This is a genomic window from Duganella sp. Dugasp56 (assembly GCF_047304105.1).
Lineage (GTDB): Bacteria > Pseudomonadota > Gammaproteobacteria > Burkholderiales > Burkholderiaceae_D > Rugamonas > Rugamonas hordei.
In genome coordinates this window covers 23,668-49,217 of the sequence record NZ_JBGLYQ010000022.1, presented here as the reverse complement: position 1 = coordinate 49,217, position 25,550 = coordinate 23,668, and the positions used below count along the sequence as shown (strand labels likewise).

Genomic DNA, 25,550 nt, shown 5'->3' with positions numbered 1-25,550 from the left:
CCAGAAGATTATACAAAGGTCACGCCCAAAAACCAAGCGTACTCGGCTATTCGCCCGCAGCGCGCCAGCCACCGCCCAGCGACTGGATCAGCGCAACCGCCGTGGTCTGCCGGTCGGCCTGTGCCTGTACCAGCGCGCGGCGCGCGGCCAGCGCGGTGTTTTGCGCCGTCACCACGTCGCTGTAGCTGACCTGGCCGGCGCGGTAGCGGTTGAGCATCTGCGCCTCGACCTGGTCGGACGCCTCGGAGGCCAGCTTGCGCAGGTCCTGCTGCTGGGCCAGCGCGCGGGTGGCGGCCAGCTGGTTTTCGACGTCGGCAAACGCCGCCAGCACGGTCTGGCGGTACTGGGCGATGGTGGCGTCGCGCTGCGCCACGGCGCCGCTGACGCGGGCCTTGGTGGCGCCGGCGTCGAACAGTGTCTGCGCGGCCGACAAGCCCAGCGACCACAGGTTGTTGGAGGCGTTGAACAAGCCGCCGGTCGAGCTGGAACCGTAGCCGAAGGAGCCGGTCAGGTTCAGGCTGGGGAAGTAGGCGCTGCGGGCGACGCCGATTTGCTCGTTGGCGGCGGCCACGCGGCGCTCGGCCGAGGCGATGTCCGGACGGCGCTGCAGCAGCGTCGACGGCACGCCGGTCGGCACGTCGGGCACCACCACTTTCCACGGCGCCGGCGGCAGGCTGAAATCGCTGGCGGCCTTGCCCAGCAGGACGGCGATCGCGTGTTCCAGCGTGGCGCGCTGGCGGACCAGCGTCACCTGGTCGATGCGGGCGTTGGCCAGCTGGGTTTGCGCCTGCAGCAGGTCCGACTTGGCGGCGATGCCGGCGTCGAAGCGGTTCTGCGTGATCTGCAGCACGCGCTCGTAGCCTTCGGTGGTGGCGTCCAGCAGCGCCTTCTGGGCGTCGGTCTGGCGCAGCGAGAAGTAATTGGTGGCCAGCTCGCCCTGCGCCGACAGGCGCGCGGCGGCCAGGTCGGCGGCGCTGGCCTGCAGGCCGGCCTTGGCGCCGCTGGCGCCGGCGCGCAGCTTGCCCCAGACATCCGGCTCCCAGCTGCCGCCGATGTTGGCGCGGTAGGCGTTGCCGGTCGGCGTGTTGCCGCCACCGCCGGAGCGGTTGGCGCTGGCGTTCAGGTCGAAGGTCGGGAACAGCGCGGCGCGCTGCTGCTCGACCAGCGCCCGGGCCTGCGCGTAGTTGGCGACGGCGGCGGCGACGTTCTGGTTCGACACTTCGATGCTGTCGGCCATCTGGTTCAGCAGCGGATCGCCGAACAGCTGCCACCAGGGACCGCGTTCCAGCGTGTCGGCCGGCGCGGCGGCGGTCCAGCCGGCGGCGGCCTTCTCGGCGTCGGTGGCGGTTTCCTTGTAGGCCGCCGGCTGCGGCGTGGACGGCAGCTGGTAGGCCGGGCCGACCGCGCAGCCGCTGGCCAACAGCGCGGCCAGCACGGACAGCGCGATCGGTTGATAACGTGGGGATGGTGCGTATTTGCTCATGGTGTGCTCGGCGATTCGCTGTGAATGCGGCTTAAATGTTGTTCGGACGGGCTGCGGCGGCGCAGCTTGTCCATCAGGATGTAGACCACCGGCGTGGTCAGCAGGGTCAATACCTGGCTGGCGATCAGGCCGCCGATGATGGCGACGCCCAGCGGCTGGCGCAACTCCGAGCCTTCGCCGAAGCCGATCGCCAGCGGCAGCGCACCCAGCGCCGCGGCCAGTGTCGTCATCAGGATCGGGCGGAAGCGCAGCAGGCAGGCCTCGCGCACCGCCTCGACCGGCGACAGGCCGCGCGAGCGTTCCGCCTCCAGCGCGAAGTCGATGATCAGGATGGCGTTCTTCTTGACGATACCGATCAGCAGGAAGATGCCGATCAGCGAAATGGTGGAGAACTCCATCTTGAAGATCAGCAGCGCCAGCACCGCGCCCACGCCCGCAGACGGCAGCGTGGTCAGCACCGTCACCGGATGCACCAGGCTTTCGTACAGGATGCCGAGCACGATGTAGATCACGACGATGGCGGCCAGGATCAGCAGCGGCAGCGACTTGTTGCTGTCCTGCGCGGCCTTGGCCGAACCCTGGAAGCTGCCGCGCACATTGTTCGGCATGCCGATTTGCGCTTCGGCCTCCTTGATCTGCTGGGCCGCGTCGGACAAGCTCTTGCCCTCCTGCAGATTGAAGGCGATGGTGGTCGCCAGTTCGCCGTCCTGGTGGTTGATCGAGGTCGGCGCCGAGCTTTCGGCGAACGACGCCAGCGTCGACAGCGGCACCATCGTCGTGGCCTGGGTGCTCAGCGCCGAACCGGACGACGCATCCCTGACCGCCGGCGCGGCGACGTTGGCCGGCGTGGCGTTGGTGGTGCTGGTGCTGGTGGTGCTGGTGGTGCCGGTGGCCGCCACAGTCACCGCCACCGGGGCGCCGTTGGGATTGCTGGCGCTAGGCGCAGGCAAGCCTTTCGACGGCACGTACACGTCCTTCAGCGCTTCCGGGCTCTTGGCGAACTCGCGCGGCACTTCCATGATGACGTGATACTGGTTCAGCTCATCGTAGATGGTGGCGACCTGGCGCTGGCCAAAGCTGTCGTACAAGGCGTTGTCGACGTCGCGCGCCGACAGGCCAAGGCGCGAGGCGCTGCTCTTGTCGATGGTGACGAAGGTTTCGACGCCGTTGTCCGCCTGGTCGGTATCGACGTCGGTCATCGCGGGCTGCCCCTTCATCGCCTCGGCCAGACGGCTGGCCCACTTCTTCAAGTCGGCCTGGTTGTCGCTCTTCAGCGTGTACTGATAGTTGGAATTGGCCTGGCGGCCGCCGGCCCGCAAATCCTGCACGGGACTGAGGAACAGGCTCACGCCGGTCACCCTGGCCAGCTTGGGCCGCAGGCGCGCGATCACGGCCTGCCCCGCCACCGTGCGCTGGTTGGCCGGCTTCAGGTTGATGAACATGAAACCACCGCCGGCGCGGCGGCCGCCGGTAAAGCCGACCACCGTGGCCACGTCCGGATCGTCCTTGATGATATTGACCAGCTGGCGCAACTTGCCTTGCATGGCCTGGAACGAGATACTCTGGTCGGCGCGGATGCCGCCGTTGATCTGGCCCGTATCCTGCTGCGGGAAGCCGCCCTTCGGTATCGCCGCGAACAGGTAGAAGTTCAGGCCGATCACGAACACAAGGCTCAGCATCACCAGCCACACGCTTGACAGCGCCCAGTCCAGGCTATGTTCGTAAGTCTTCAGCACCATGTCGAAGCCGCGCTCGAAGAAGCGGGCAATGCGGCCCGGCGGCTTGGCATGGGTGTGGCCCGGCGTCAGCAGCCAGGCGCACATCATCGGCGTGGTGGTCAACGAGACCACCAGCGAAATCATCACCGCGGCCGACAGCGTGACGGCGAATTCCTTGAACAGCGCGCCGAACTGGCCGCCCATGAACAGCAGCGGAATGAACACGGCGATCAGCGAAAGGCTGATCGACAGCACGGTGAAGCCCACCTCGCGCGCGCCCAGCAGCGCCGCCTCGAAGCGGTCCATGCCGGCCTCGATGTGGCGGGTGGTATTTTCCAGTACCACAATCGCATCGTCGACGACGAAGCCGGTGGCCACCGTCAGCGCCATCAGCGACAGGTTGTTCAGGCTGAAACCCAGCAGATACATGGCGCCGAAGGTGCCCAGCAGCGACACCACGGTCGCCACCGCCGGCACGATGGTGGCGCGCACGCTGCGCAGGAAGGCGCTTACCACCAGCACCACCAGCAGGATGGAGATGATCAGCGTGATCTCGATTTCGTGCAGCGACGAGCGGATCGAATTGGTGCTGTCGCTGGCGACATCGATCTTGATGTCGGACGGCAGTTGCGCCTGCAACTGCGGCAGCTGCGCACGCACGCTGTTGACGGTTTCGATGACGTTGGCGCCGGCCTGCGACCGCAGCACGACGATGATCGCCGGCTGGCCGTTGAACAAGCCCAGGTTGTTCTGATCTTCGACGCCGTCGACCACTTCCGCCACGTCCTGCAGGCGGATCGCGCTGTTGTTGCGCCAACCGACCACCAGCTTGCGGTAGTCGGCTGCGCTGCGGCCGCCGCTGGCGTTGGCCGACACGGAATAAATCTGCAGCCGGCGTCCGTTGCCCTGCAAGGCGCCGCGCGGACGGTTGGCGTTGGTGGCCTGGACCGCCGCGCGCACGTCTTCCATCGACAGGCCGTAGCGGTTCAGCGCATATGGATTGAGCTCCACGCGCACGGCCGGCAGCGAGCTGCCGCCCAGCTCGACGTCGCCGACGCCGGTCACTTGCGACAGGCGTTGCAGCACCGTGTTGGAGACGGCGTCGAAGATCTGGCCCGGCGTGCGGGTGTGCGACGTCAGCGCCAGGATCATGACCGGGATGCCGGAGGTGTTGGCCTTGCGGTAGGTCGGGTTGCTGCGCAACGTGGCCGGCAGGTCGACGCGGCTTGCATTGATCGCAGCCTGTACCTCGCGCGCGACCGAGTCGACGTTGCGGTTCAAGTCGAACTGCAAGGTGACGCTGGACGAACCGGTGTTCGATTGCGACGTCATCTCGTTGACGCCGGCGATCACGCCGAGGTGGCGCTCCAGCGGCGTCGATACGCTGGTCGCCATCGTCGACGGGCTGGCGCCCGGCAGGTTGGCGTTGACCGAGATCACCGGGAAGTCCACCTGCGGCAGCGGCGCCACCGGCAGCACGAAGAACGCGCCGATGCCGGCCAGCGCCAGGCCGCAGGTCAGCAGGACCGTGGCGATCGGGCGTTTGACGAATGGCGACGACAGATTCACAGCGCACCACCTTCAGGCTGCATCGGCGGCTGGGCCGGCGGATTGGCGGTCTTGCGGCCGAAGCGCCGCGCCAGGCTGTCGAAGCCGAGGTAGATCACCGGCGTGGTGAACAGGGTCAGCATCTGGCTGACGATCAAGCCGCCGAAGATGGCCAGGCCGAGTGGGCGTCGCAATTCGGCGCCCTCGCCCCAGCCCAGCATCAGCGGCACGGCGGCGAACAGCGCGGCCAGCGTCGTCATCAGGATCGGACGGAAGCGCAGCAGCGCCGCCTGGTGGATCGCCTCGCGCGGCGGCTTGCCCTGCTCCCGCTCCGCCTCGATGGCGAAGTCGATCATCATGATGGCGTTTTTCTTGACGATACCGATCAGCAGGATGATGCCGATGATGCCGATCACGCCCAGGTCCTGGCCGCTGACCAGCAGCGCCAGCAAGGCGCCGACGCCGGCCGACGGCAGCGTCGACAGGATCGTCAGCGGGTGGATATAGCTTTCATACAGCACGCCCAGCACGATGTAGACGCAGATCACGGCGGCCAGGATCAGCCACAGCTGGTTCGACAGCGACGCCTGGTAGGCGCCGGAAGCGCCGAGGAAGGTCATCGTCACCGAGGCCGGGAACTTGATCTCGGCGGCGGCCTGCTTGATGCTGTCGACCGCGGTGCCGAGCGAGACGCCCGGCGAGGTGTCGAAGCCCAGCGTGGTGGCCGGATACTGCGCCACGTGCGTGACCTGCAGCGGCGCGGCGCGCTCGGTGATGGTGGCCACCGCCGACAGCGGCGTCGCCTTGCCGGAGCCGGTGCGTATCTGCAGGTTGCCCAGGTCGGCCGGCGTGGTGATGTCGTCGCGGCGCGCTTCCAGGATCACGCGGTACTGGTTGGTCTCGGTGAAGATGGTCGAGACGATGCGCTGGCCGAAGGCGCTGTACAGCGCGTCGTCGATGGAGGCGGCGGTGATCGACATGCGCGAGGCGCTGTCGCGGTCGACGCTGACGTAGGCCGCGTTGGCGCTGGCGCCGACGTCGGACACCACGTTGCGCAGCTCATGCTTGGTGCGCATCTGCTCCGCCAGTTTGTTCGCCCACAGGTTGACGGTGGCGTTGTCCGCCCCTTCGATCGACACGCGGAACTGGGTCGGGCCGGATTCGGCGTCGATGGTCAAGTCCTGAGTCGGCTGCAGGTACAGCGTCAGGCCGGCGATTGTGGACACGCGCTGGCGCAGGCGGTCCATGGTCTCCTGCTGGCTGCCGATGCGCTTGTGCTTCAGGTTGATCAGCATGCTGCCGGTATGAAGCATGGTGTTGTTGGCGGCGTCCACGCCGACCACGGAGCTCAGCGTGCCGACGTCCGGATCCTCCAGGATCAGGCGCGCGGCCTGCTGCTGCAGGTCCGCCATCTTGGCGTAGGAAACGGCCTTGCCGGTTTCCAGGCGGGCTTGCAGCTGGCCCGTGTCCTGCGTCGGGAACAGCCCTTTCGGGATCACCACGTACAGCAGCACCGTCAGCGCCAGCGTGGCCAGCGCCACCAGCAAGGTCAGGCCGCTGTGGTTCAGCACCCAGGTCAGCGAACGGTCGTAGTGGCCGATCACCCAGTCGAAGAACTGCTGGAAGCGTTTGGCGAAGCGGCTCGGCTTTTCCTCGGCATGGCTCTTGAGCCAGCGCGCCGACATCATCGGCACCAGCGTCAGCGAGACCACGGCGGAGATCAGGATGGTGATCGCCAGCGAGATCGCGAATTCGCGGAACAGGCGGCCGACCACGTCGCCCATGAACAGCAGCGGAATCAGCACGGCGATCAGCGACACCGTCAGCGAGATGATGGTGAAGCCGATCTGCGTGGCGCCTTTCAGCGCGGCGGCCATCGGCTCTTCGCCTTCTTCGATGTAGCGGGCGATGTTCTCGATCATGACGATCGCGTCGTCGACCACGAAACCGGTGGCGATGGTCAGCGCCATCAGCGACAGGTTGTTCAGGCTGTAGCCCAGCAAATACATGACGCCGCAAGTGCCGATCAGCGAGATCGGCACCGACAGGCTGGCGATGACGGTGGCGCGCAGGCTGTGCAGGAAGGCGAAGATCACCAGCACCACCAGCACCACGGCCAGCATCAGTTCCATCTCCACGTGTTCGACCGAGGCGCGGATGCCGGTGGTGCGGTCGCTCAGCACCTCGACGTGCATCGCGCCGGGCAGGCCCGCTTGCAGTTCCGGCAAGCGGGCCTTGATCGCGTCCACCGTCGCGATGACGTTGGCGCCGGGCTGGCGCTGCACGTTGAGGATGATCGCCTGCTTGTTGCCGGACCATGCGCCCAGCTCGACGTTTTCGGCGCTGTCCTTGACGACGGCAACGTCGGTCAGGCGCACCGGGGCGCCGTTCTTGTAGGCCAGGATCAGTTCCTTGTAATCCTTGGCGGTCACCAGCTGGTCGTTGGCGTTGATGCTGTAGGCGCGGGTCGGGCCATCGAAGCTACCCTTGGCGCCGTTGGCGTTGGCGGCGGTGATCGCGGTGCGCAGCGTGTCCAGGCCCAGGCCGTAGGACGCCAGCGCGTTGGTGTCCGCCTCGATCCGCACGGCGGGGCGCTGGCCGCCGCTGAGCGTGACCAGGCCGACGCCGGAGACCTGGCTGATCTTCAGCGCCAGGCGGGTGTTGACCACGTTCTGCACCTCGGTCAGCGGCATCGTGTCCGAGGTGATGGCCAGCGTCAGCACCGGCGCGTCGGCCGGGTTGACCTTGGCGTAGACCGGCGGCGCCGGCAGGTCGGTCGGCAGCAGCGAGGCGCCGGCGTTGATGGCGGCCTGCACTTCCTGCTCGGCCACGTCCAGCGTCTGGCCCAGGCCGAACTGCAGCGTGATGATGGAGACGCCGGCGGCGCTGGTGGAGCTCATGCGCTGCAGGCCGGCCATCTGGCCGAACTGGCGCTCCAGCGGCGCGGTCACGGTCTGGCCCATCACCTCAGGACTGCCGCCGGGGTACAGCGTCTGCACCTGGATGGTGGGGAAATCCACCTGCGGCAGCGCCGACAGCGGCAGGAACTTGAAGCCGACGATACCGGCAAGGACGATCGCCAGCATCAGCAGCGATGTCGCTACCGGACGCTGGATGAATGGTGCTGATGGACTCATTGTTGTGCCGCGCCTTGTTCTTTGCGGTGACGACGTTCGCCCGGGGCCGGCGCGGAAGCGCCATCGGCCGCGGCGCCACCGTTGGCGCCGTGGCGGCCGCCGCCAGCGCCAGGCAGCGTGACTTTCGAACCTTCCTTCAGGCGGTCCGCGCCTTCGGTGATCACCTGCTCGCCCGCCTGCACGCCGGTGGCGATCTGCACCTTGTCTACCGTGGCCTGGCCGCGCGTGATCGGACGGATGGTGACGGTCTTGTCGGCCTTGAGGATGTAGACGAAATCGCCATTCGTGCCGTGACGCACCGCCGTCACCGGCACCATGATCGCATCCTTGATGGTGCGCAGTTCCAGCCGCACGTTGACGAACTGGCTCGGGAACAGCGAGAACTTAGCGTTGGCGAAGCGCGCCTTGGCTTTCACCGTGCCAGTCTGCACATCGACCTGGTTGTCCATCGCCGAGAATTTGCCGTTATCCAGCGCATTGGTGCGGGTGCGGTCAAGCGCGATCGCGTTCAGCGACGCGCCGTCGTTCACCTGACGCATCACGCCTGGCACGCTGTCCTGCGGGACCGAGAATTCCACATCGATGGGCGACAGCTGGGTAATTACCGCGATGCCGTTGGCGTCGCCGGAACCCACCAGGTTGCCGATATCGACCACGCGCAGGCCCACGCGGCCGGTGATCGGCGCGATGACCTTGGTGTAGCCCAGATTCAGCTTGGCCGTGCCTTCCTGCGCGCGGTCGGTCATGACGGTGCCTTCCAGCTGCTTGACCAGGGCCGCCTGCGTATCCACGTCCTGGCGGGCGATCGAGTCCTGGCCCAGCAGCGTGCGATAGCGGTTCAGCGTCAGCTTGGCGTTTTCCAGCTGCGCCTCGTCGCGCTGGCGTTGGCCGGAAGCCTGCAGCAGCGCCATTTCGAACTGGCGCGGATCGATCTGCGCCAGCACCTGGCCAGCCTTGACCATCTGGCCTTCCTTGAACAATACGCTCTGCAGGATGCCCGACACCTGCGGACGCACGGTGGTGGTGGCTGCTGCCGTCACGGTGCCCAGCGCTTCCAGCGTGACCGGGATGTCGGCCTTTTCCGCCGTCGCTACGCCGACCGTGGTGGTAGGGCCGCCGCCGCGGCGACCGCCGCCGCCAGGACCGCCAGGCCCACCGGGGCCGCCCGCGCCGGGAGGGCCGCCGGCACCGGTGCTTGCCGGCTGGTGTGTCAGATACCAAGCCAGCCCACCCAGTCCCGCCATGGCGGCGACGGCGATGACGCTGCCGACGATCCTGGAACGGCGGCTGCGCTTCGGTGGGGTGGCAGTCTGGGCCGGCTTGACTTGTGTGTCCATCTTTGTCCTTTTTAGGCGTGCGTGCCCATGGCAAAAACACCATGGCGATCAATCCGTGGACTCTAGCACAGGGCCCGCGCCGCTGTCAGTTAACCCGCCCACGCCGATACAAACTCGCTACAAATCAAGGACTTTGCGTACCTTTCGTTAAACTGCCTTTACATATCTTTACCTCGCCCACATCGTTGCTTCATGATTGCGGCGCACACTGGCCTCGTTGTCTCCCAAATCAACCAAACGAGGACCGAACATGAGTATCTTCAACCGCCAGACCACCGCCGCCTTCCTGCTGGGCGCAGCCATCTTTGCCGGCGCCGGCGCCTTCGCCGTCGAGCGCCACATGGACGGCGCCCATGCAGGGCATATGCTCAAGCACCTGTACGTGGAAGTGGACGCCACCGACGCGCAAAAGGCCAAGATCGAACCGCTGGTGAAAGCCGCCATGGACGATATCAAGCCGCTGCATGAGCAGCTGGGGCAACTCCACAAACAGCTGGCGCAGCAGATGGGCGCGCCAGCCATCGACCGCGCCGCGCTGGAAACCACCCGCGCCCAAGGCATCGCGCTGGCCGACCAGGCTTCCAAACGGCTGGTGCAACTGATGGCCGACGTAGGGGATACCCTTACGCCAGCCCAGCGCCAGAAGCTGGCCGATCACCTGTCGAAGATGCACGGACGCGGCATGCACGGCGGTCCGGGCGCCTTGTGAAGCGGGCAGCCTGACCGTAGAATGGGCCGCATGAATACTGCAGCCGACCGCACCAACGACCGCATTCTGTTGGTCGAAGACGATCCGCGCCTGGCCGAGATGCTCGTAGAGTATCTCGGCCAGGCGTCGTTCCACGTGACCCACGCGCCCAACGGCCGCGAGGCGCTGACGCACATCGCCACCGGCCAGATCGACGCCGTGGTGCTCGACCTGATGCTGCCCGATATGGACGGCCTCGATGTCTGCCGCCAATTGCGCGCCGTGTCCGACATTCCGGTGCTGATGCTGACCGCGCGCGGCGATGCCATCGACCGCATCATCGGCCTGGAAATCGGCGCCGACGACTATCTGCCCAAACCGTTCGAACCACGCGAGCTGCTGGCGCGGCTGCGCGCCATCCTGCGCCGCCGCGTCGAGCATCGCCCGCAGCCGGAGAACGCCCAGCACGGCGCCATGCATCACCACGCCGACTTCCTGCGCTTCGGCCGCCTGGAGATCGACACGGCGGCCCACGCCGCCCGACTCGACGGCACGCCCTGCGAACTGACCGCCTACCAGTTCGACCTGCTGCTGGTGCTGGCGCGTCACGCCGGCCGCGTACTGTCGCGCGACAGCCTGATGGAGCTGCTGAAGGGTGAACCGCTGGAAGCCTTCGACCGCTCGATCGACGTCCACATGTCGCGCATCCGCGCCGCCGTCGAAGACGATCCGAAAAAACCGCGCCGCATCATCACCGTGCGCGGCGCCGGCTACCTGTTCGCCAAGGTGCAGGATTGAAGGCCCGTCCACGCTGGCTGGCAAGGCTGGACTTTGGCCTGCCCCGTCTTTACTTCAGCTTTTACGTGGCGCTGCTGCTGAGCCTTGCGCTGTTCGCGATGGCCGTGCTGATGCTGTGGCACCGAACCGGCGGCCCGCTGGAACGCTCCAACGCCACGCTGGCGGTGGTCATGCAGAACATGCTGGCGCCGGCCGACGCGCCGCCTGCGGAGCAGCAGGCCGCGCTGGAACGCGTGGTCGGCAGGCTGGATGCGCACATGACCTTGTACAGCCGCGACTGGACGCCGCTGGCGGTGGTCGGCGAGCAGATCCCGGCGCGTCACTGGCGTCATCAGGACGTAGCCGGTCCGCCGCCCGAATCGTATGTGCGGCTGCCGGACGGCCGGCGCCTGCTGTCGAGCGAACCGCTGGGCTTCACCCGACCCAAGGCCATGCTGCACAACGCCCTGCTGCTGCTTGCGCTGGGCATCGGCATGGCCGCCTTCCCGCTGGTGCGGCGCCTGACCAAGCGGCTGGAGCGGCTGCAGACAGGCGTGGAATCGCTGGGCGCCGGCGACTTGAAGGCGCGCGTACAGATCGAGGGCAAGGACGAGGTGGCGCGGCTGGCGCGCAGCTTCAACCGCGCCGCCGACCAGATCGAGGAACTGGTCGGCGCGCACAAGACGCTGCTGGCCAACGCCTCGCACGAATTGCGCACGCCGCTGGCGCGCATCCGCCTGGCGCTGGAGCTGATCAAGGACGGCATCGATCCGAAACGCCGCGCCGGGTTGGAACAGGACATCGCCGAACTGAATGACCTGCTCGACGAGATCCTGCTGGCCAGCCGGCTGGACGCGGTGGCCGACGACACCGAGCTGGAAGAAGTGGACCTGCTGGCGCTGGCCGCGGAGGAATGCGCGCGCTACGACGGCGCCGTGCTGGAAGGCGAATCGGCCGTCGTCAACGGCGATCCGCGCCTGCTGCGCCGGCTGCTGCGCAACCTGCTGGAAAACGCGCACCGCCACGGCATACCGCCGGCGCAGGTACGCATCGCCAACCAGGACGGCATGGCGAAACTGACCGTATGGGATCTGGGCCACGGCATACCGGAGACGGAATACGAGCGGGTGTTCGAGCCGTTCTACCGCCGGCGTTCGACGCGCGACAACAGCGGCGCGGGACTGGGCCTGGCGCTGGTGCGCCAGATCGCCCGCCGCCACGGCGGCGAAGCGCGCTGCGCCATGATGAACGATGGCCGCAGCAGCTTCGAGATTACGCTGCCGTTATTGCAGGCCCCAGCTCCAGGGCCAAAATGACGTCGTCGTAATCGGTGTCGCCGACGCGGAAGGTGCGCTGGCCGATTTGCGCAAAGCCGCAGCGCCGGTAAAACGCCAGCGCATCGACATTCCCCGCATAGACGCCCAGCAGCACGCGGCCCGCGCCGCGTGCGCGCGCATGGTCCACCGCCGCATCCATCAGCCGCTTGCCGACGCGCTGTCCGTGAAAGCGGTGCAGCAGGTAGATGCGCTTGATCTCCAGGTCATCCGCGCGCGGTTCGGCCACCGGCAGCTTGGCCGGCGCCAGCACCAGGTAGCCTATCGGCGCCCTGCCCGGCGTGGCTTCCGCCAGCCAGATGCGCATGCCGGCGTCGGCCAGCCAGTCGCGATAGACGGTTGGCGCGTGCTGGCGCTCGCAGTGGGCGATGATGTCGCCGCCATCGAGGATGCCGGCGAACGCTTCGAGGAAGCTGGCCTTGCCCACCGCGGACAAGGCCTCCTCGTCCCCGCGCGCGGCGGCGCGGATGCCGATTTCGCCGTTCATCAAGGCGATTCGCACAGGCAGTGCGTGATCGCGGTGAACGGCTTGTGCGCCACCGTGATATCCGACAGCCAGCCAAGGTCGTTGACGATGCCGCTCGCCACGCTAGGCGGCAGGCCGGTGCTGGCGACTGCGCCGAGACGCAGTTGGGCGCCGATCTGCGCGCCTATGCCCTGCGCCACAGCCTGCGCCGTCGATCCGCCTATCATTTCGATGAAGCGGTCGAACTTGCTGGTTTCGCGTTCGATGTAGACCACGCGGTAGTCGTCGCCCAGCTTGGCGCGCTTGGCGGCCGACTTGAGCGCGTCGCGATAGCCGCCCAGCGTGTCGACCAGGCCGCGATCCTTCGCTTGCGCCCCGGTCCACACGCGGCCCTGCGCCACCGCGTCGATTTTTTCCGGCGTGGTCTTGCGGGCCTTGGCCGCGCGCGTCGTGAACTCGGCGTAGACGTGGTTGATGCTGCCCTGGATCACCTGGCCGAAGCGCGGGTCCAGCGGGCGCAGCGGATTGGTGGCGTCGCCCAGCCAGGTGGTCGGCTGGCCGGCGGTGTGGATGCCCAGCTTGTCGATCACCTTGTCGGCGGTCGGCAGGATGGCGAACACGCCGATCGAACCGGTGATGGTGTTCGGGTCGGCGATCACTTCGTCGGACGACATGGAAATCCAGTAGCCACCGGAAGCGGCCACATTGCCCATCGAGACCACCACCGGCTTGCCGGCGGAGCGCGTCAGTTCCAGTTCGCGGCGGATCAGCTCCGAGGCGAAGGCGCTGCCGCCGGGCGAATCGACGCGCAGCACGATGGCCTTGATGCGGTCGTCCTCGCGCGCGGCGCGTATCAGCTTGGAGGTCGAGTCGCCTCCGATGGAGCCCGGACCGGCGGTGCCGTCGCTGATCTCGCCCTGCGCCACCACCACGCCGATGGCATCGCCGGTCAGCTTCGGATGAACGCGGGCCAGGTAGTCGTCGAAATTAATCTGGCGGAAGGTCTTGCCGTCGGTGTCGCGGGCGCCGCGCGTAATCATCATCTGGCGGATTTCATCCTTGGTCTTCAGGCCGTCGACCTGCCTGGCCGACAGCGCCACCTTGGCCAGGTCGCCATTGGCCTCGGCCACCTTGGCCGGCAGATCGTTGATGGTCTTCATGATCTGACCTTCCGGCAGCTTGCGCGCCTTCTCGACGTCGCCGGTGTAGGACGTCCACAGCGCGTTGTTCAGATACGATTCCGCCTCGGTGGCGGCCTGCGACGGGCCGTTGGCAATGTACGGTTCGCCGAAGCTCTTGTAGGTGCCCACTCGCAGCAGGTTGACCGTCACGCCCAGCTTGTCGAGCGCGTCGCGGTAGTAGTTGCGGTAGCGGCCGAAGCCTTCCAGCAGCACCATGCCCATCGGATGCAGATAGACCTCGCTGGCGTGCGCGGCCAGCAGGTACTGGCGCTGGTCGTAGCTGGAACCCCAGGCCACCACCGGCTTGCCGGCGGCCTTGAAGCGGTCGATGCCGGCCGCCACTTCGCGCAGCATGGCCTGGCCGCCGCCCTCCATCTCGTCGGTCAGCAGCACGGCGCCGCTGATGTCGGGATCCTTGGCGGCCGTTTCCAGCACGGCCAGCACGTCGCGCAGCTGCATCATCTTGTGGGTCTCGCCGCCGCGCACGCTGTTGACCAGCGCGTCGCGCGCGTTGGCGCTCGACTGCTCGACCAGCTGGCCTTTCAGGTCCAGCACCAGCGTGGTCTTGGACGACAGCGGCTTGGCGCCGCCGCCGAAGATCGCGTAAGCGAGCACGATCAACAGCGCCAGGAACAGCAGGTTCAGTATCGTGCGGCGGCCGGTGTCCAGCGCCCGCCAGAAGAAAGCAAAACCGCTGCGGATATAGGAAAACGGGGATTTGCTCATCAATACTCCAGGTGATTGCGTAATTTGCAAGAATAATAGCGCATGACGCGCTTGCTGTGCTTAGCGTGCTTGGCTTGGTCGGGAAATCAGCAGCAGGCCGGCAAACACCAGCAAGCCATTCATGATAAGCAGCTCCAGGCCCAGGCGGTAGCTGCCGAAAAGCAATTTCTGATTGATATCAATGACATAGCACAAGCAAGGGCCAGCCAGCGCCACCAGCGGCACCCAGCGGTCGCGCAGCGCGCGGCGGGTCAGGATGCCGAAAGCGAACAGGCCAAGCAATGGCCCATAGGTATAGCCGGTCAGCTTCAATACAAGGCCTATCATGCTGGCGTTGTCCACCCATTTGAACAGCAGCACCAGCAGCAGGAACAGCAGGCAGAAGCCCAGGTGCACGCGATGGCGCAGGCGCACCTGGGCCTCGGCCGCCAGATCGGCGCGGCGCTGCATGCCGAGGATGTCGATGCAGAAAGTGGACGTCAGCGCGGTCATGGCGCCGTCCGCGCTCGGGAACAGCGCCGACACCAGGCCGATGAAGAACACCAATTGCACGGCGGCCGGCATATGGCCCATGACGACGGCCGGGAACAGCTTGTCGCCCGTCGCGGCCAGGCCGACGGTGGGCGCGTACAGGGTCAGCAGGCCGCCGAGGAACATGAACAGCACCAGCACCGCCGTCAGCACGACGGTCAGCAGCAGCATGTTCTTTTGCGAATCGCGCAGCGTCCGCACCGAGATATTTTTCTGCATGATTTCCTGGTCCATGCCGGTCATCGCCAGCACGATGAAGAAGCCGGCCAGCACCTGCTTCCAGAAATAGGCGGGGCTGTCGACCGAACTGGTGACGACCCGGGCCAGTCCCTGCGCCTGCATTTGAGCCAGGCTGGCGGGCAGGCTCAGGTCCAGCTGCGACAGCAGCCAGCCGGCGCAGATCACCAGGCCCAGCAGCATGCCGGCGGTTTGCAGCGTGTCGGTCCAGACGATGGTCTTGACGCCGCCTTCATAGGTGTACAGCAGGATCATGGCCAGGATCGCCAGCGTGGTCAGCCAGAACGGCACGCCGAAGCTGTCGAGGATGGTGGCCTGCAGGATGTTGACGACCAGGTACAGCCGCGCCGAGGCGCTCAGCGTGCGCGACAGGATGAAGAAGGCGGCGCCGCTCTGGTACGAGCGGCGGCCCAGCCGGATGTCGAGATAGTGGTAGATCGAGGTGAGCTTGAGGCGGTAGTACAGCGGCAGCAGGATGGCGGCGACGGCGATGTAGCCAAGCACGTAGCCGAGGATCACCTGCAGGTAGCCGAAGCCGTCGCGGCCGACGGCGCCGGGCACGCTGATGAAGGTGACGCCGCTCAGCGTGGTGCCGACCATGCCGAACGCCACCAGCATCCAGTTGCTGCTCTTGTTACCGATGAAGAAGCTGTCGTTGGTGGCGTTGCGGGAAGTGCGCCAGGCCACGGCCAGCAGCAAGGCGAAATAAGCGAAGACGAGGCAGAACAGGGAAACAGCAGACATGAAGGGTATTCCGGCGGCGAGTGATTCAATTCGCCGCCAATATACACTGCTCAGTGCGCCACGGCATGAATCGACTTTTCGCCGCCGGCGCTGGCCGGACGCGGGCTCAAACGGTCGAGGCGGCCGCTCAGCGCGGTCAGGCCCAGCGCGCCCAGCACCACCAGGCCGCCGATCCAGCCGGTGTGCAGCAGGCCCAGGTGCTCGACGATCAGGCCGCCGCCCCAGGCGCCGCCGGCGATGCCGAGGTTGAAGGCGGCGATGTTCAGGCCCGAGGCCACATCGACGGCGCGCGGTGTGTAGTGCTCGGCCTGCTGCACCACATACACTTGCAGGCCGGCCACGTTGCCGAAGGCCACGGCGCCCCATGCCAGCACGGTCGCCACCATCAGCCACTTGTAGGGCGCGGCGAAGGTCACCACCAGCAGCACCGCGGCCAGGCCGAGGAAGATGATTTTCAGCGCCCCGATCGGACCGCGCTGGTCGGCCAGCTTGCCGCCCCAGATATTGCCGACCGCGACGGACACGCCGTACACCAGCATCACCAGGCCGACCGTGTTGGCGCTGAAGCCGGAAATGTCGGTCAGGATGGGCGCCAGGAAAGTGAAGGCGGTGAAGGAACCGCCGTAGCCCAGCGCGGTGATCGCATACACCAGCAGCAGGCGCGGCTCGCCCAGCACCTTGACCTGCTGCAGCAGCGAGGCCGGCTTGTTGTGCTTGATCGACGACGGCACGAACAGCAGGCTGCCGACGAAGGCCAGCACGCCCAGCGCGGACACGGCCAGGAACGTCTCGCGCCAGCCGAAGTGCTGGCCGATGAAGGTGCCCAGCGGCACACCGGTCACCAGCGCCACGGTCAGGCCGGTGAACATGATGGCGATCGCGCTGGCCGCCTTTTCCTTCGGCACCAGCGAGGTGGCGATGGTCGAGCCGATCGAGAAGAACACGCCGTGCGCCAGCCCGGTCAGGATGCGGGCGATCACCAGCGATTCATAGCTGGGCGCTTTCCAGGCCAGCAGGTTGCCGAGGGTGAACAGCACCATCAGCGACACCAGCAACGCCTTGCGCGGCACCTTGCCGGTCAGCGCGGTCAGCACCGGCGCGCCGATGGCCACGCCCAGTGCGTACAGGCTGACCAGCAGGCCGGCCGACGGCAGGTTCACGCCCAGATCGGCGGCGATGGTCGGCAGCAGGCCGACGATGACAAACTCGGTGGTCCCGATGGCAAACGCGCTGATGGTCAGCGCCAGCAAGGCAATAGGCATGACTTAACTCCTGAAAAGTTGATGTCATGCAGTATCGGGACTTTCTTTACTGAGAAAAAGACACGAAAATCGCAAACATATTTGCTGCCAGATCAACAAACTTGAGGTGATTACAGACCGCCGAGGCTGACGTACTTCAGGCTCAGGTATTCGTCGATGCCGTGGCTCGATCCTTCGCGGCCTATGCCGCTGTCCTTGACGCCGCCAAACGGCGCCACCTCGGTCGTTACCAGGCCTTCGTTGACGCCGACCATGCCGCTGTCCAGCGCGCGGGAGACGCGGAAGGCGCGGGCCAGGTCGCGGCTGTAGAAATAGGCGGCAAGGCCGAACGGTTCCGCATTGGCAGCGTCGATGACCTGCTGTTCGTCATGGAAGCGGAACAAGGCGGCGACGGGGCCGAAGGTTTCCTCGTGCGCAATCAACATGCCGGCCGTGGCATCGGCGATGACGGTCGGCTCGAAGAAGGTGCCGCCCAATGCATGGCGCCGGCCGCCGGCCAGGATCCGCCCGCCCTTGGCCTGTGCGTCGGCGACGTGCGCCTCGACTTTTTCCACGGCGGCCGCGTTGATCAACGGCCCCTGCTGGACGCCGGCAACGAAACCGTTGCCCACCTTCAGCGCCGCCACGCGCTCGCTCAGCCTCCGCGCAAATGCGTCGTAGACGCCGTCCTGCACGTAGATGCGGTTGGCGCAGATGCAGGTCTGCCCGCTGTTGCGGAATTTGGCGGCGACGGCGCCTTCGACCGCCTGCTCAATGTCGGCGTCGTCAAACACGATGAACGGCGCGTTGCCACCCAATTCCAGCGACAGTTTTTTCATCGTCGCCGCCGACTGAGCATACAGCAGCTTGCCGACGCGGGTCGAGCCGGTGAAGGTGAGCTTGCGCACCCTGGCATCCGCCACCAGCGCGCCGCCGATCGCCGCAGCGTCGCCCGTCACCACGTTGACGACGCCGGCGGGCAAGCCGGCCTTTTCGGCCAGCACGCCCCACACCAGGCCGCAATACGGCGTGAACTCCGACGGCTTGGCGACCACGGTGCAGCCTGCCGCCAGCGCCGGGGCGATCTTGCGCGCCAACATGGAGAACGGGAAATTCCAGGGCGAGATGGCGCCGACGACGCCGACCGGCTCGCGCGTCACCAGGATTTGCCGGCCCTTCCATGGCGACGGGATGATTTCACCATTGATGCGGCGGGCTTCCTCGGCAAACCACTGGATGTAGTCGGCACCGAGCTTCATCTCGGCGCGCGCCTCCGCCAGCGGCTTGCCCTGTTCAAGGGTCAGCAGGCCAGCCAGGTCATCCAGGTTCTCGCGGACGATGGCGGCGATCTTCAGCAGGAAACCGGCCCGCTCGGCGGCGGTCGTCATCGACCAATCGGCGAACGCGGCTTGCGCGGCGTCGATGGCGCGCCGCGTTTCAGCAGCGCCCGACCAGGCGATCGATCCCAGCGACTTGCCGCTGGCCGGATCATCCACGCCATGGACGCGGCGATCGTCGGCCGCCACCCAGGCGCCGTTGATGAAGTTTGCATCCCGCAACCAACCTGAGGACTTGATATGTTCCAGCATGGCACTGCCCTTTCCTTGTTCGTTAGCGTGACGGGCCGTCGCTCAGGCGATCCGTTGCATCAGCAGGCTTGCCGCGGCGGCCGACGATGCCGGGTTTTGGCCGGTGATCAGCAGACCGTCGCGAACCACGTACGAACCCCAGTCCTCGCCCTTGGAATACACGCCGCCCCTGGCCTTGAGTTCGTCTTCGACCAGGAACGGCACCACGTTCGTCAGGCCGACGGCTTCCTCCTCGGTGTTGGTAAAGCCGGTCACTTTCTTGCCTTCGACCAGCGGGCGGCCCGCCGGCGTCTTGACGTGGCGCAGCACGCCAGGCGCATGGCACACCAGCGCGACGGGCTTGTCGGCGGCGATGAAGGATTCGATCAGCGCGATCGAGTTCCTGTCTTCGGCCAGGTCCCACAGCGGGCCGTGGCCGCCCGGGTAGAACACGGTGTCGAAATCGGCCTGCGTCACGCTGTCCAGGCGCACGGTGGCGGCAAGCTGCGCGGTCGCCGCCGCATCCGCTTCGAAGCGGCGCGTCAGCTCGGTCTGGAACGACGGCTCGTTGCTCTTCGGGTCCAGCGGAGGCTGTCCACCCAGCGGCGAGGCCAGCACCACCTGCAAGCCGGCATCCTTGAAAGCGTAATACGGCGCGGCCAGCTCTTCGAGCCAGAAGCCGGTCTTGCGGCCGGTGTCGCCCAGTTCGCTGTGCGAAGTCAGAACCATCAGAACTTTTTTCATGTTGTTTCTCCTTGAGTGATTAAAAATAGGTATTGCTAGTAGACCAGTCGTCTAGATGACTGGCAAAAAAAAGCATTTCTGCAGAAATGCCATGATCCCCTCCTTAATCAGGGGGAAGATGAAGAATCCTGCGGGTGGTCGACAAGGCCGTCTCGAATGGTTCCATAGTGCGCCCTATCTTCACCATCACGCTGGCGCCCAACCACAGCTGATACAGGCTGTGCGCCGTGCTGTCCGCATCATCGTCGATGGACAGCGATCCCTCGGCCACCCCGGCCTCGATCGCCCGCGCCAGACGGGTGACGATGCCCGAAGTCCCCCGCTTGAGCGCCAGCCGCATTGCCTCCGACAAGTCCGCCACTTCGGCCGCCAGTTTCACGGCCAGGCATTTGCCCTGGCAATCGAAAAACGATTGCGCCTGTTGCCACGCCTGCCAGTAGTTCATCAGCCGTTGCGCCATCGTCAGGCCGGGTTGCGCCAGCGTGGCGTCGATCTCTGCCAGGTAATCATCGAAGTAGCTATCCAGCAGCGCCTCGCCAAACGCATCCTTCGACCCGAAATAATGGTAGAAGGAACCCTTGGGCACGCCGGCACCCGTCAATATCTCGTTCAGGCCGACGGCCGAGAATCCCTTGCCAGCCATGATGCGCTGGCCGGTGGCAATGATGTTCTCACGGACATCTACGGGTTGGGATGTAGTCGCTGTACTCATGGACTGTAATATATCAACGATTAGACCAGTCGTCTAGAGAATCTTGTAAATATTTTCGATGTGGCGAAAGGTAAGATAGCTGCATCAGCAACCCGATTGTGTGCACTCCTATCCCATGAATTCCGAAAAACTTGCCCTGCTGCTGACCCGCGAAATGCCTTACGGTAAATACAAGGGCCGCCTCATCGCCGACCTGCCCGGCCACTACCTGGGCTGGTTTGCGCGCGAGGGTTTTCCCTCCGGCGAGCTGGGCGGCCTGATAGCGCTGATGTACGAGCTCGACCACAACAACCTGCGCGCCCTGCTCGATCCCCTGCGCGCAAGCCGCTAGCCTTCAATCCGGCACGACCTCGAACAGCAGCAACTGCGTCACTTCCGCCTGGTTGAAGTTGTCGTCGGAGACCAGCACCAGCGTATCGTGTCCATTGGCCAGCCTGGCGCCCCAGGCCATGCCTTCGATATTGTCGATGCGCGGCAATGGCAGCGTATCGAAGTCCAGCACCAGGCGCTTGCGGGCCGGCACATAGCTGGCGCCCTGCAAGGCCGGCAGCTGCGACACATCCGTGGCGCCGGCCACGTCCATCTCATACAGCCGGATGTGGAAACTGAAGTTCCCGCCGGCGTCCTGCGCGCCCGAGCGTTCGATGGCGTACAGGTGCCGGGCATCGACGGCCAGGATCTCCGACACGCCGTTGTCGGCCAGCTTTCCCGGCGCCGGCGGCTGCGGAATGGCATCGACCGGATAGGCGTACTGCGCCAGCAAGCCGCCGTCGCGGCCAAAGCGGCTGATGCGCGCAAAGGCGCCCGCCGCGATCGTGGGCAGCGGACCGTCCTGGTACAGCGGCGCCTCCATGCCCAGCCACAGCGAGCGGCCATCCGGCGCAAAGCTGATCCCTTCGAACGCCAGGTTGTTGCGCACCCCGTATTCGCGCTCCGGCCAGACACGGAACATGGCCGGCATCGGCAGCGTGCCGAGATAGCGGCCATCGACGGCGGCGTGCCGTACGAAGGGATGGAAGCCCAGCTTGCGGTCGCCTTCGCTGGCATACCAGACGCTGTCGTCCAGTGGATCGTAGCGTATGGTCTCGATGTCGGGCACCTCGCCGCCCGCCGCAAGCGTCGTCGCGCCGGGATACAGGCTGGCGTCCGGTTGTCGGAAAAAGTGCACGCCGGTCAGCGTGACTGAGCGGAAGGCGCTTTCGTCATAGTCGAGCAGGGCCGTGTAAAAGCGCGCCGGATTGATCTCCGAGCGGTCGTCGCTTTCCATGATCCACTGGCCGCTGCGCGGACTGTAGTCGATGCCGGACAGGCCGCCGACGATGGTGCCTTCGAACGGCTGGCGCCAGGCCAGGCGCTGTTCGCCGATGAAGCGCAGGCTGGCGCCGGACGCATGCCGCGACGGCGCCGAGGCGCCCATCGGCACGCTGGCGCAGGCGCTGAGCGCGGCCGCCAGCGCGAGGACCCGGGCGGCGGCCAGCGCCCACCCTGCCCTCACGGCAAGGTCGCGATCGCGCCGCGCACCAGTGCCAGCAAGGCGTCGTTGCGCACCGCCGTCATCGCCAGCACGTTCGGCGGATGGGCGGCGCCGACCTGCTCGCCGAACCAGGCCAGCGCGTGGCCCGCCGTCGGTCCCGGACGCCAGTCGACTTCGACGCGGCAAGGTTCGCCGGTGAACAGCGTCTCGTCGAGCAGGTGAGCGACCGGACAGGCGTCGTGCAGCAGCGGGTCCAGTTCCGCATAGGCCTGCAGCATGCCGGCGGCGGCGCGGCCGCAGGCGCTGCCCAGTTGAAGGAAGGAGTCTATCCATGCCGGCGTCATGATGGCCGAACTGGTGACGTCCAGCGGGAACAGCACCGTGTTGGCGCCGGCCGCCAGCACCATCCCGGCCGCGATCGGATCGGCGTAAAAATTAAACTCCGCCGCCGGCGTGATATTGCCGGGGAAGCGCAGCGCTCCGCCCATGATCAGCAGCCGCCGTGCGCGCCGCAGGATGCCCGGCGACAGGCTCTCGGCCAGGGCCAGGTTGGTCAGCGGCGCCGTCGCCACCAGTTCGATGGTGTGCGGCGGATGTTCAAGCAGCAGCTCGATCAGGCGGTTGGCAGCATGCCCGTCCTGCACCGGCGAGGCGGCGCCGACATCGACGCCACCCAAACCGTCTTCGCCATGCACCAGATTGCACCGGGCCTCGGCATAACCCAGCGGCAGCGCGGCGCCGGCGTAGACCGGCACCTGGCGCTGTCCGGCCAGGTCCATTATTTTCCTGCCGTTGACCGCCGTCGTGGCCACCGGCCGGTTGCCGGCCACGGTGGTCACCGCCAACACCCGCAGCGACGGGCTGCCGGCCGCCAGCAGCAGGGCCAGGGCATCGTCGATACCCGGATCGCAGTCGATAATGATGTGCTTCATGTGGATACTCCTTGTTGTTGGCGAGCCAGCAGTTGCTCGATTTCCCGCCGGTCCGGCTGCGCGGCCTGCGCGCCGCGCCGCGTGCAGGCCAGTGCCGCCGCCGCGCTGGCATAGGTCAGCGCCTGCCGGCGTCCGGCGCCGTCGGCGACGGCGGCCGCGAACACCCCGGCAAAGGTGTCGCCGGCGCCGGTGCTGTCGATCACCTTCACGTCGAAAGCCGGCACCGACAGCACGCCGCCGTCGGCGCCCGCCAGCAGCGCGCCTTGCGCTCCCAGCGTGACCAGTACCTCGTTGGCATAGCGCCTTGCCAGCGCCGTCGCCAGCGCCGCCGGCGTGGCGCCCTGGACTCCGGCACGTTGCGCCAGCTGCCGCAGTTCGTCGTGGTTGACGATCAGCGTATCGATGGCATGCGGATCCAGCTGCGCGCCCTGGTCCAGCGGCGACGCATTCATGATCACCTTGCAGCCCACGCTTCTGGCGCGCCGCGCCAGCGCCATGCTGGCGCCGGCATCGGTTTCCAGCTGCAGCAGCAAGGCGCCGCTGCCGCGCAACTCCTGCTCGGACACCTGATCCGCGCTGGCCAGCAGGTTGGCGCCGGGCGCCACCACGATGGTGTTCTCTCCCGCCGCATCGAGCACGATCAGGGCCATGCCGGTGCTCTGTCCCGGAATGCTTGCGACGCCGCCGATATCGACGCCGGCCCCGGCCAGGTATTGCAGGCCCGGTGCGGCAAAGGCATCGTCGCCGACCGCGCCCACCATGCGCACCTCGGCGCCGAAGCGGCGCGCGGCGTGGGCCTGGTTGGCTCCCTTGCCACCGGGCGACAGCAGGGACTGGCCGCCGAGCACCGTCTCGCCGGGTTGCGGCAGGCGCTGTGCCGCAACGCTGATGTCGACATTGATCGAACCGAATACCGTGATCATCGCCCGCTCCCCGACTGATGGCGCGCCAGCAGGCGCTCGACGGTCGCGCGGTCCGGCAACGCGGTGCGGGCGCCCATCGCGGCCACGGTGCAACTGGCCGCGGCGCAGGCGAAGCCCAGCGATGCGCGCAGGCTTCTGCCTTCCAGCCAGGCCACCAGAAAGGCCGCGTTGAAGCTGTCGCCGGCGCCGGCGGTATCGACCACCGCTGCGGGAAACGCCACCTGCGCCGCTTCCTCGCCGGCCGTCACCGCCATCGCCCCGGCGGCGCCCAAGCTCACCACCACCAGCTGCGGCCCCAGCGCCAGCAAGGCGCGCATCGCATCGAACGACGGCGCGCAGCCGGCGCCCGCCTCGAAACCGGACTGGTTGAAGAACACGATGTCGGCGCGCGATACGCGTGCGCGCATGGCCGCAACGTCGGGCACCACCGCCGACTCCAGGTCGATCGCCACCAGCGCGCCCTGCTCGCGCGCGACGGTGCTCAGTACGTCGAACTCCTCGATATCATAGGGCATCGCGTAAGCCACCCGCGATTCGCCCAGCGCAGTTGCCAGCGCCTGCCGGTCCGGCGTCACGGTATCCATCGGCTGGTAGATGATGGACTTTTCGCCGCCCGGCGTCACGATGACGATCGCCGATGCCGACACCGCCCCCTGTTCACGCCGCAGATAGCCGGCGTCGACACCGAAATCGGCGAACGAATCACGCAGCAGCTGGCCCGCCGCGTCGTCGCCGGTGCGGCCGAACACCGCGCTGGACATGCCCAGCCGCGCCACCGCGCAAGCGACGTTGGCGGTGGTGCCGCCGGCCAGCATGCCCAGCGGACGGCCCACCACTTTTTCGCCCAGCGGCGGCGGCTGGTTGGCGGCGATAACGATATCGGCGACGGGATCGCCGAACGACAGCAGCTGCCAGCGCCGCGCGCAGCCTTGTGAGATATCCGGCTTCATTGGGGTGCATCCTCCGTGCATGCAACGTTTGCATTGCGTATGGCCAGTGCGGCAAGGCCGGCGGACATGGCATCGAGATCGAATTCGGCTCCGTTGGTGCGCTTGAATTCAGCCAGCAGTTGCTGTGGCAAGGCCGCCGTGCCGCGCAGCGCGCCGACGATGGCGCCGGCCATGGTGGCGATCGAGTCGGTGTCGTTGCCGATCGAGGCGCTCAAGGCGATGGTGCGCAGCGGATCGCCCTGCGCATATGCCACCACACCCAGCGCCGCCGGCACCGACTCCGCCGCCAATACCGAATTGCCGACCTCCCGCTCCATACGCCGCAGGAAGGCATCGTCGCTGTGCGATTCGCGCGCGATGCGCAAGGCCATCTCCAACCGCGCCAGGTAGCTGGGGCCGGCGACCAGGCGCGCGTGCCGCTGCGCCAGCTGTTCGCCCTGCCGTCCGCCCTGCACCGCCGCCTCCAGCACCCGGTCCAGGTCATCGGTCGCCAGCGCCTGTGCCGTGGCGGCCGCCACCGAGCAGGCGGCGGAAATGGCCACGTCCGTATCGTGCGACGGCAGGCAGGTGACCAGCGCAAAGCGGCAGGCCGCATCGATGTCGCCCGGGTACAGCAGGCCCGCCGGCGCCACCCGCATCGCCGCGCCGTTGGTGGTGCCGACCGTCGTCATCTTGCGGCGTGAGCGGCCGATGACGCCCACCAGAGCGGTGTCGCTGCCTTCCTGCAAAGCCTTGACGATGCCGGCCGTGCTCGGGCCCATGAAGCCGGCCTTGGGGCTGTGCGCCACCCAGTCCAGCAGGCACGCCACCCACTGCTGGCGGTCCAATTCCCCGCCGGCGGCAAGCATCGCCCGCACCAGATAGTACATCTGGCTGGCGTCGTCGGTCACTTCAGCGCGGCGCCCCTGGTTGGCGCCGGCGAAGGTGTCCTCCGGCGGATCGTCGAAGGCCGTCACCAGCCCGCCGTACTTGGCCGCGATTTCATCGATCGTCCATTGTTCGGTGGGCGCACCGAGGGCGTCGCCCATGCCGGCCAGCGCCAGCGAGGCGTGGATGCGGTCTTGCAGTTGATCGGGATTCACCATATCGTAATTCACTT

Annotated in this window: 20 protein-coding genes; 4 read left to right on the top strand and 16 right to left on the bottom strand. The window is 66.9% G+C overall.

Annotated elements, in window-relative coordinates; genetic code table 11:
* Window positions 1-46: 46 nt before the first annotated feature.
* Genes ACCD07_RS16705 through ACCD07_RS16690 form a run of 4 tightly spaced genes read right to left on the bottom strand, consistent with a single transcriptional unit; the run spans window position 47 to window position 9,223 of the window.
* Window positions 47-1,483, bottom strand: coding sequence for an efflux transporter outer membrane subunit (locus ACCD07_RS16705; protein ID WP_353402946.1), 1,437 nt, complete (start codon window positions 1,481-1,483; stop codon window positions 47-49).
* A complete protein-coding gene (locus ACCD07_RS16700) occupies window positions 1,480-4,770 on the bottom strand; it encodes an efflux RND transporter permease subunit (RefSeq protein WP_413447993.1) in 3,291 nt (1,096 codons plus the stop codon). Before ACCD07_RS16700 ends, ACCD07_RS16705 begins: the two co-directional genes overlap by 4 nt.
* Window positions 4,767-7,886, bottom strand: coding sequence for an efflux RND transporter permease subunit (locus ACCD07_RS16695; RefSeq protein WP_413447992.1), 3,120 nt, complete (start codon window positions 7,884-7,886; stop codon window positions 4,767-4,769). The genes ACCD07_RS16700 and ACCD07_RS16695 overlap by 4 nt, the downstream gene beginning before the upstream one ends.
* The gene (locus tag ACCD07_RS16690) at window positions 7,883-9,223 is read right to left on the bottom strand and encodes an efflux RND transporter periplasmic adaptor subunit (protein ID WP_176651757.1); all 1,341 of its coding nucleotides are present in this window, start codon (window positions 9,221-9,223) and stop codon (window positions 7,883-7,885) included. Before ACCD07_RS16690 ends, ACCD07_RS16695 begins: the two co-directional genes overlap by 4 nt.
* Before the next feature lie 250 nt (window positions 9,224-9,473).
* Between ACCD07_RS16690 and ACCD07_RS16685 the strand changes: the two genes are divergently transcribed.
* Genes ACCD07_RS16685 through ACCD07_RS16675 form a run of 3 tightly spaced genes read left to right on the top strand, consistent with a single transcriptional unit; the run spans window position 9,474 to window position 12,004 of the window.
* Window positions 9,474-9,932 carry a Spy/CpxP family protein refolding chaperone gene (locus ACCD07_RS16685; RefSeq protein WP_413447991.1) on the top strand — a complete coding sequence of 153 codons (459 nt, stop codon included), beginning with the start codon at window positions 9,474-9,476 and terminating at the stop codon, window positions 9,930-9,932.
* Between the two features lie 30 nt (window positions 9,933-9,962).
* Window positions 9,963-10,709, top strand: a complete 747-nt coding sequence (locus ACCD07_RS16680) for a response regulator (RefSeq protein WP_176651759.1) — start codon at window positions 9,963-9,965, stop codon at window positions 10,707-10,709.
* A complete protein-coding gene (locus ACCD07_RS16675; protein ID WP_353402942.1) occupies window positions 10,706-12,004 on the top strand; it encodes a sensor histidine kinase in 1,299 nt (432 codons plus the stop codon). The genes ACCD07_RS16680 and ACCD07_RS16675 overlap by 4 nt, the downstream gene beginning before the upstream one ends.
* Here ACCD07_RS16675 and ACCD07_RS16670 read toward each other — a convergent pair.
* The 7 genes from ACCD07_RS16670 to ACCD07_RS16640 all read right to left on the bottom strand — a co-directional run bounded on the left by ACCD07_RS16670 (window position 11,961) and on the right by ACCD07_RS16640 (window position 20,172).
* On the bottom strand, window positions 11,961-12,509 hold the full coding sequence (locus ACCD07_RS16670) for a GNAT family N-acetyltransferase (RefSeq protein ID WP_413447990.1): 549 nt from the start codon (window positions 12,507-12,509) through the stop codon (window positions 11,961-11,963). The genes ACCD07_RS16675 and ACCD07_RS16670 overlap by 44 nt on opposite strands.
* A complete protein-coding gene (gene sppA / locus ACCD07_RS16665; protein ID WP_413447989.1) occupies window positions 12,509-14,395 on the bottom strand; it encodes a signal peptide peptidase SppA in 1,887 nt (628 codons plus the stop codon). The genes ACCD07_RS16670 and sppA overlap by 1 nt, the downstream gene beginning before the upstream one ends.
* A 60-nt stretch (window positions 14,396-14,455) precedes the next feature.
* Window positions 14,456-15,907 (bottom strand): sodium:solute symporter, encoded by a 1,452-nt coding sequence (locus tag ACCD07_RS16660; protein ID WP_413447988.1) that lies wholly within the window; start codon window positions 15,905-15,907, stop codon window positions 14,456-14,458.
* Between the two features lie 50 nt (window positions 15,908-15,957).
* A complete protein-coding gene (locus tag ACCD07_RS16655; RefSeq protein ID WP_413447987.1) occupies window positions 15,958-17,169 on the bottom strand; it encodes an MFS transporter in 1,212 nt (403 codons plus the stop codon).
* 110 nt (window positions 17,170-17,279) lie between these two features.
* Entirely contained in the window at window positions 17,280-18,737 is a 1,458-nt protein-coding gene (locus ACCD07_RS16650) for an NAD-dependent succinate-semialdehyde dehydrogenase (protein ID WP_413447986.1), read from the bottom strand.
* A 42-nt stretch (window positions 18,738-18,779) separates the two neighbouring features.
* Window positions 18,780-19,460 carry a type 1 glutamine amidotransferase domain-containing protein gene (locus ACCD07_RS16645; protein ID WP_413447985.1) on the bottom strand — a complete coding sequence of 227 codons (681 nt, stop codon included), beginning with the start codon at window positions 19,458-19,460 and terminating at the stop codon, window positions 18,780-18,782.
* Window positions 19,461-19,563: 103 nt separating this feature from the next.
* Window positions 19,564-20,172: a TetR/AcrR family transcriptional regulator gene (locus ACCD07_RS16640; RefSeq protein ID WP_413447984.1), complete on the bottom strand. Its 609-nt coding sequence runs from the start codon at window positions 20,170-20,172 to the stop codon at window positions 19,564-19,566.
* Window positions 20,173-20,287: 115 nt separating this feature from the next.
* Between ACCD07_RS16640 and ACCD07_RS16635 the strand changes: the two genes are divergently transcribed.
* Window positions 20,288-20,503, top strand: coding sequence for a DUF3820 family protein (locus ACCD07_RS16635; RefSeq protein WP_413447983.1), 216 nt, complete (start codon window positions 20,288-20,290; stop codon window positions 20,501-20,503).
* Window positions 20,504-20,506: 3 nt separating this feature from the next.
* On the opposite strand, the gene ACCD07_RS16630 is transcribed toward ACCD07_RS16635, so the two are convergent.
* Genes ACCD07_RS16630 through ACCD07_RS16610 form a run of 5 tightly spaced genes read right to left on the bottom strand, consistent with a single transcriptional unit; the run spans window position 20,507 to window position 25,548 of the window.
* On the bottom strand, window positions 20,507-21,667 hold the full coding sequence (locus ACCD07_RS16630; protein ID WP_413447982.1) for an esterase-like activity of phytase family protein: 1,161 nt from the start codon (window positions 21,665-21,667) through the stop codon (window positions 20,507-20,509).
* The gene (locus tag ACCD07_RS16625) at window positions 21,664-22,578 is read right to left on the bottom strand and encodes a nucleoside hydrolase (RefSeq protein ID WP_413447981.1); all 915 of its coding nucleotides are present in this window, start codon (window positions 22,576-22,578) and stop codon (window positions 21,664-21,666) included. Before ACCD07_RS16625 ends, ACCD07_RS16630 begins: the two co-directional genes overlap by 4 nt.
* Window positions 22,575-23,501, bottom strand: a complete 927-nt coding sequence (locus tag ACCD07_RS16620) for a ribokinase (protein WP_413447980.1) — start codon at window positions 23,499-23,501, stop codon at window positions 22,575-22,577. Before ACCD07_RS16620 ends, ACCD07_RS16625 begins: the two co-directional genes overlap by 4 nt.
* Window positions 23,498-24,451 (bottom strand): carbohydrate kinase family protein, encoded by a 954-nt coding sequence (locus ACCD07_RS16615; RefSeq protein ID WP_413447979.1) that lies wholly within the window; start codon window positions 24,449-24,451, stop codon window positions 23,498-23,500. The genes ACCD07_RS16620 and ACCD07_RS16615 overlap by 4 nt, the downstream gene beginning before the upstream one ends.
* On the bottom strand, window positions 24,448-25,548 hold the full coding sequence (locus tag ACCD07_RS16610) for an ADP-ribosylglycohydrolase family protein (protein ID WP_413447978.1): 1,101 nt from the start codon (window positions 25,546-25,548) through the stop codon (window positions 24,448-24,450). The genes ACCD07_RS16615 and ACCD07_RS16610 overlap by 4 nt, the downstream gene beginning before the upstream one ends.
* Window positions 25,549-25,550 lie beyond the last annotated feature (2 nt).

Excerpts from the sequence above, each read along its gene's own strand:
- ACCD07_RS16705 (WP_353402946.1), bottom strand. The coding sequence starts at position 1,483 with ATGAGCAAATACGCACCATCCCCACGTTATCAACCGATCGCGCTGTCC.
- ACCD07_RS16695 (WP_413447992.1), bottom strand. The coding sequence starts at position 7,886 with ATGAGTCCATCAGCACCATTCATCCAGCGTCCGGTAGCGACATCGCTG.
- ACCD07_RS16690 (WP_176651757.1), bottom strand. The coding sequence starts at position 9,223 with ATGGACACACAAGTCAAGCCGGCCCAGACTGCCACCCCACCGAAGCGC.
- ACCD07_RS16685 (WP_413447991.1), top strand. The coding sequence starts at position 9,474 with ATGAGTATCTTCAACCGCCAGACCACCGCCGCCTTCCTGCTGGGCGCA.
- ACCD07_RS16680 (WP_176651759.1), top strand. The coding sequence starts at position 9,963 with ATGAATACTGCAGCCGACCGCACCAACGACCGCATTCTGTTGGTCGAA.
- ACCD07_RS16670 (WP_413447990.1), bottom strand. The coding sequence starts at position 12,509 with ATGAACGGCGAAATCGGCATCCGCGCCGCCGCGCGCGGGGACGAGGAG.
- sppA (WP_413447989.1), bottom strand. The coding sequence starts at position 14,395 with ATGAGCAAATCCCCGTTTTCCTATATCCGCAGCGGTTTTGCTTTCTTC.
- ACCD07_RS16660 (WP_413447988.1), bottom strand. The coding sequence starts at position 15,907 with ATGTCTGCTGTTTCCCTGTTCTGCCTCGTCTTCGCTTATTTCGCCTTG.
- ACCD07_RS16655 (WP_413447987.1), bottom strand. The coding sequence starts at position 17,169 with ATGCCTATTGCCTTGCTGGCGCTGACCATCAGCGCGTTTGCCATCGGG.
- ACCD07_RS16650 (WP_413447986.1), bottom strand. The coding sequence starts at position 18,737 with ATGCTGGAACATATCAAGTCCTCAGGTTGGTTGCGGGATGCAAACTTC.
- ACCD07_RS16645 (WP_413447985.1), bottom strand. The coding sequence starts at position 19,460 with ATGAAAAAAGTTCTGATGGTTCTGACTTCGCACAGCGAACTGGGCGAC.
- ACCD07_RS16640 (WP_413447984.1), bottom strand. The coding sequence starts at position 20,172 with ATGAGTACAGCGACTACATCCCAACCCGTAGATGTCCGTGAGAACATC.
- ACCD07_RS16635 (WP_413447983.1), top strand. The coding sequence starts at position 20,288 with ATGAATTCCGAAAAACTTGCCCTGCTGCTGACCCGCGAAATGCCTTAC.
- ACCD07_RS16625 (WP_413447981.1), bottom strand. The coding sequence starts at position 22,578 with ATGAAGCACATCATTATCGACTGCGATCCGGGTATCGACGATGCCCTG.
- ACCD07_RS16620 (WP_413447980.1), bottom strand. The coding sequence starts at position 23,501 with ATGATCACGGTATTCGGTTCGATCAATGTCGACATCAGCGTTGCGGCA.
- ACCD07_RS16615 (WP_413447979.1), bottom strand. The coding sequence starts at position 24,451 with ATGAAGCCGGATATCTCACAAGGCTGCGCGCGGCGCTGGCAGCTGCTG.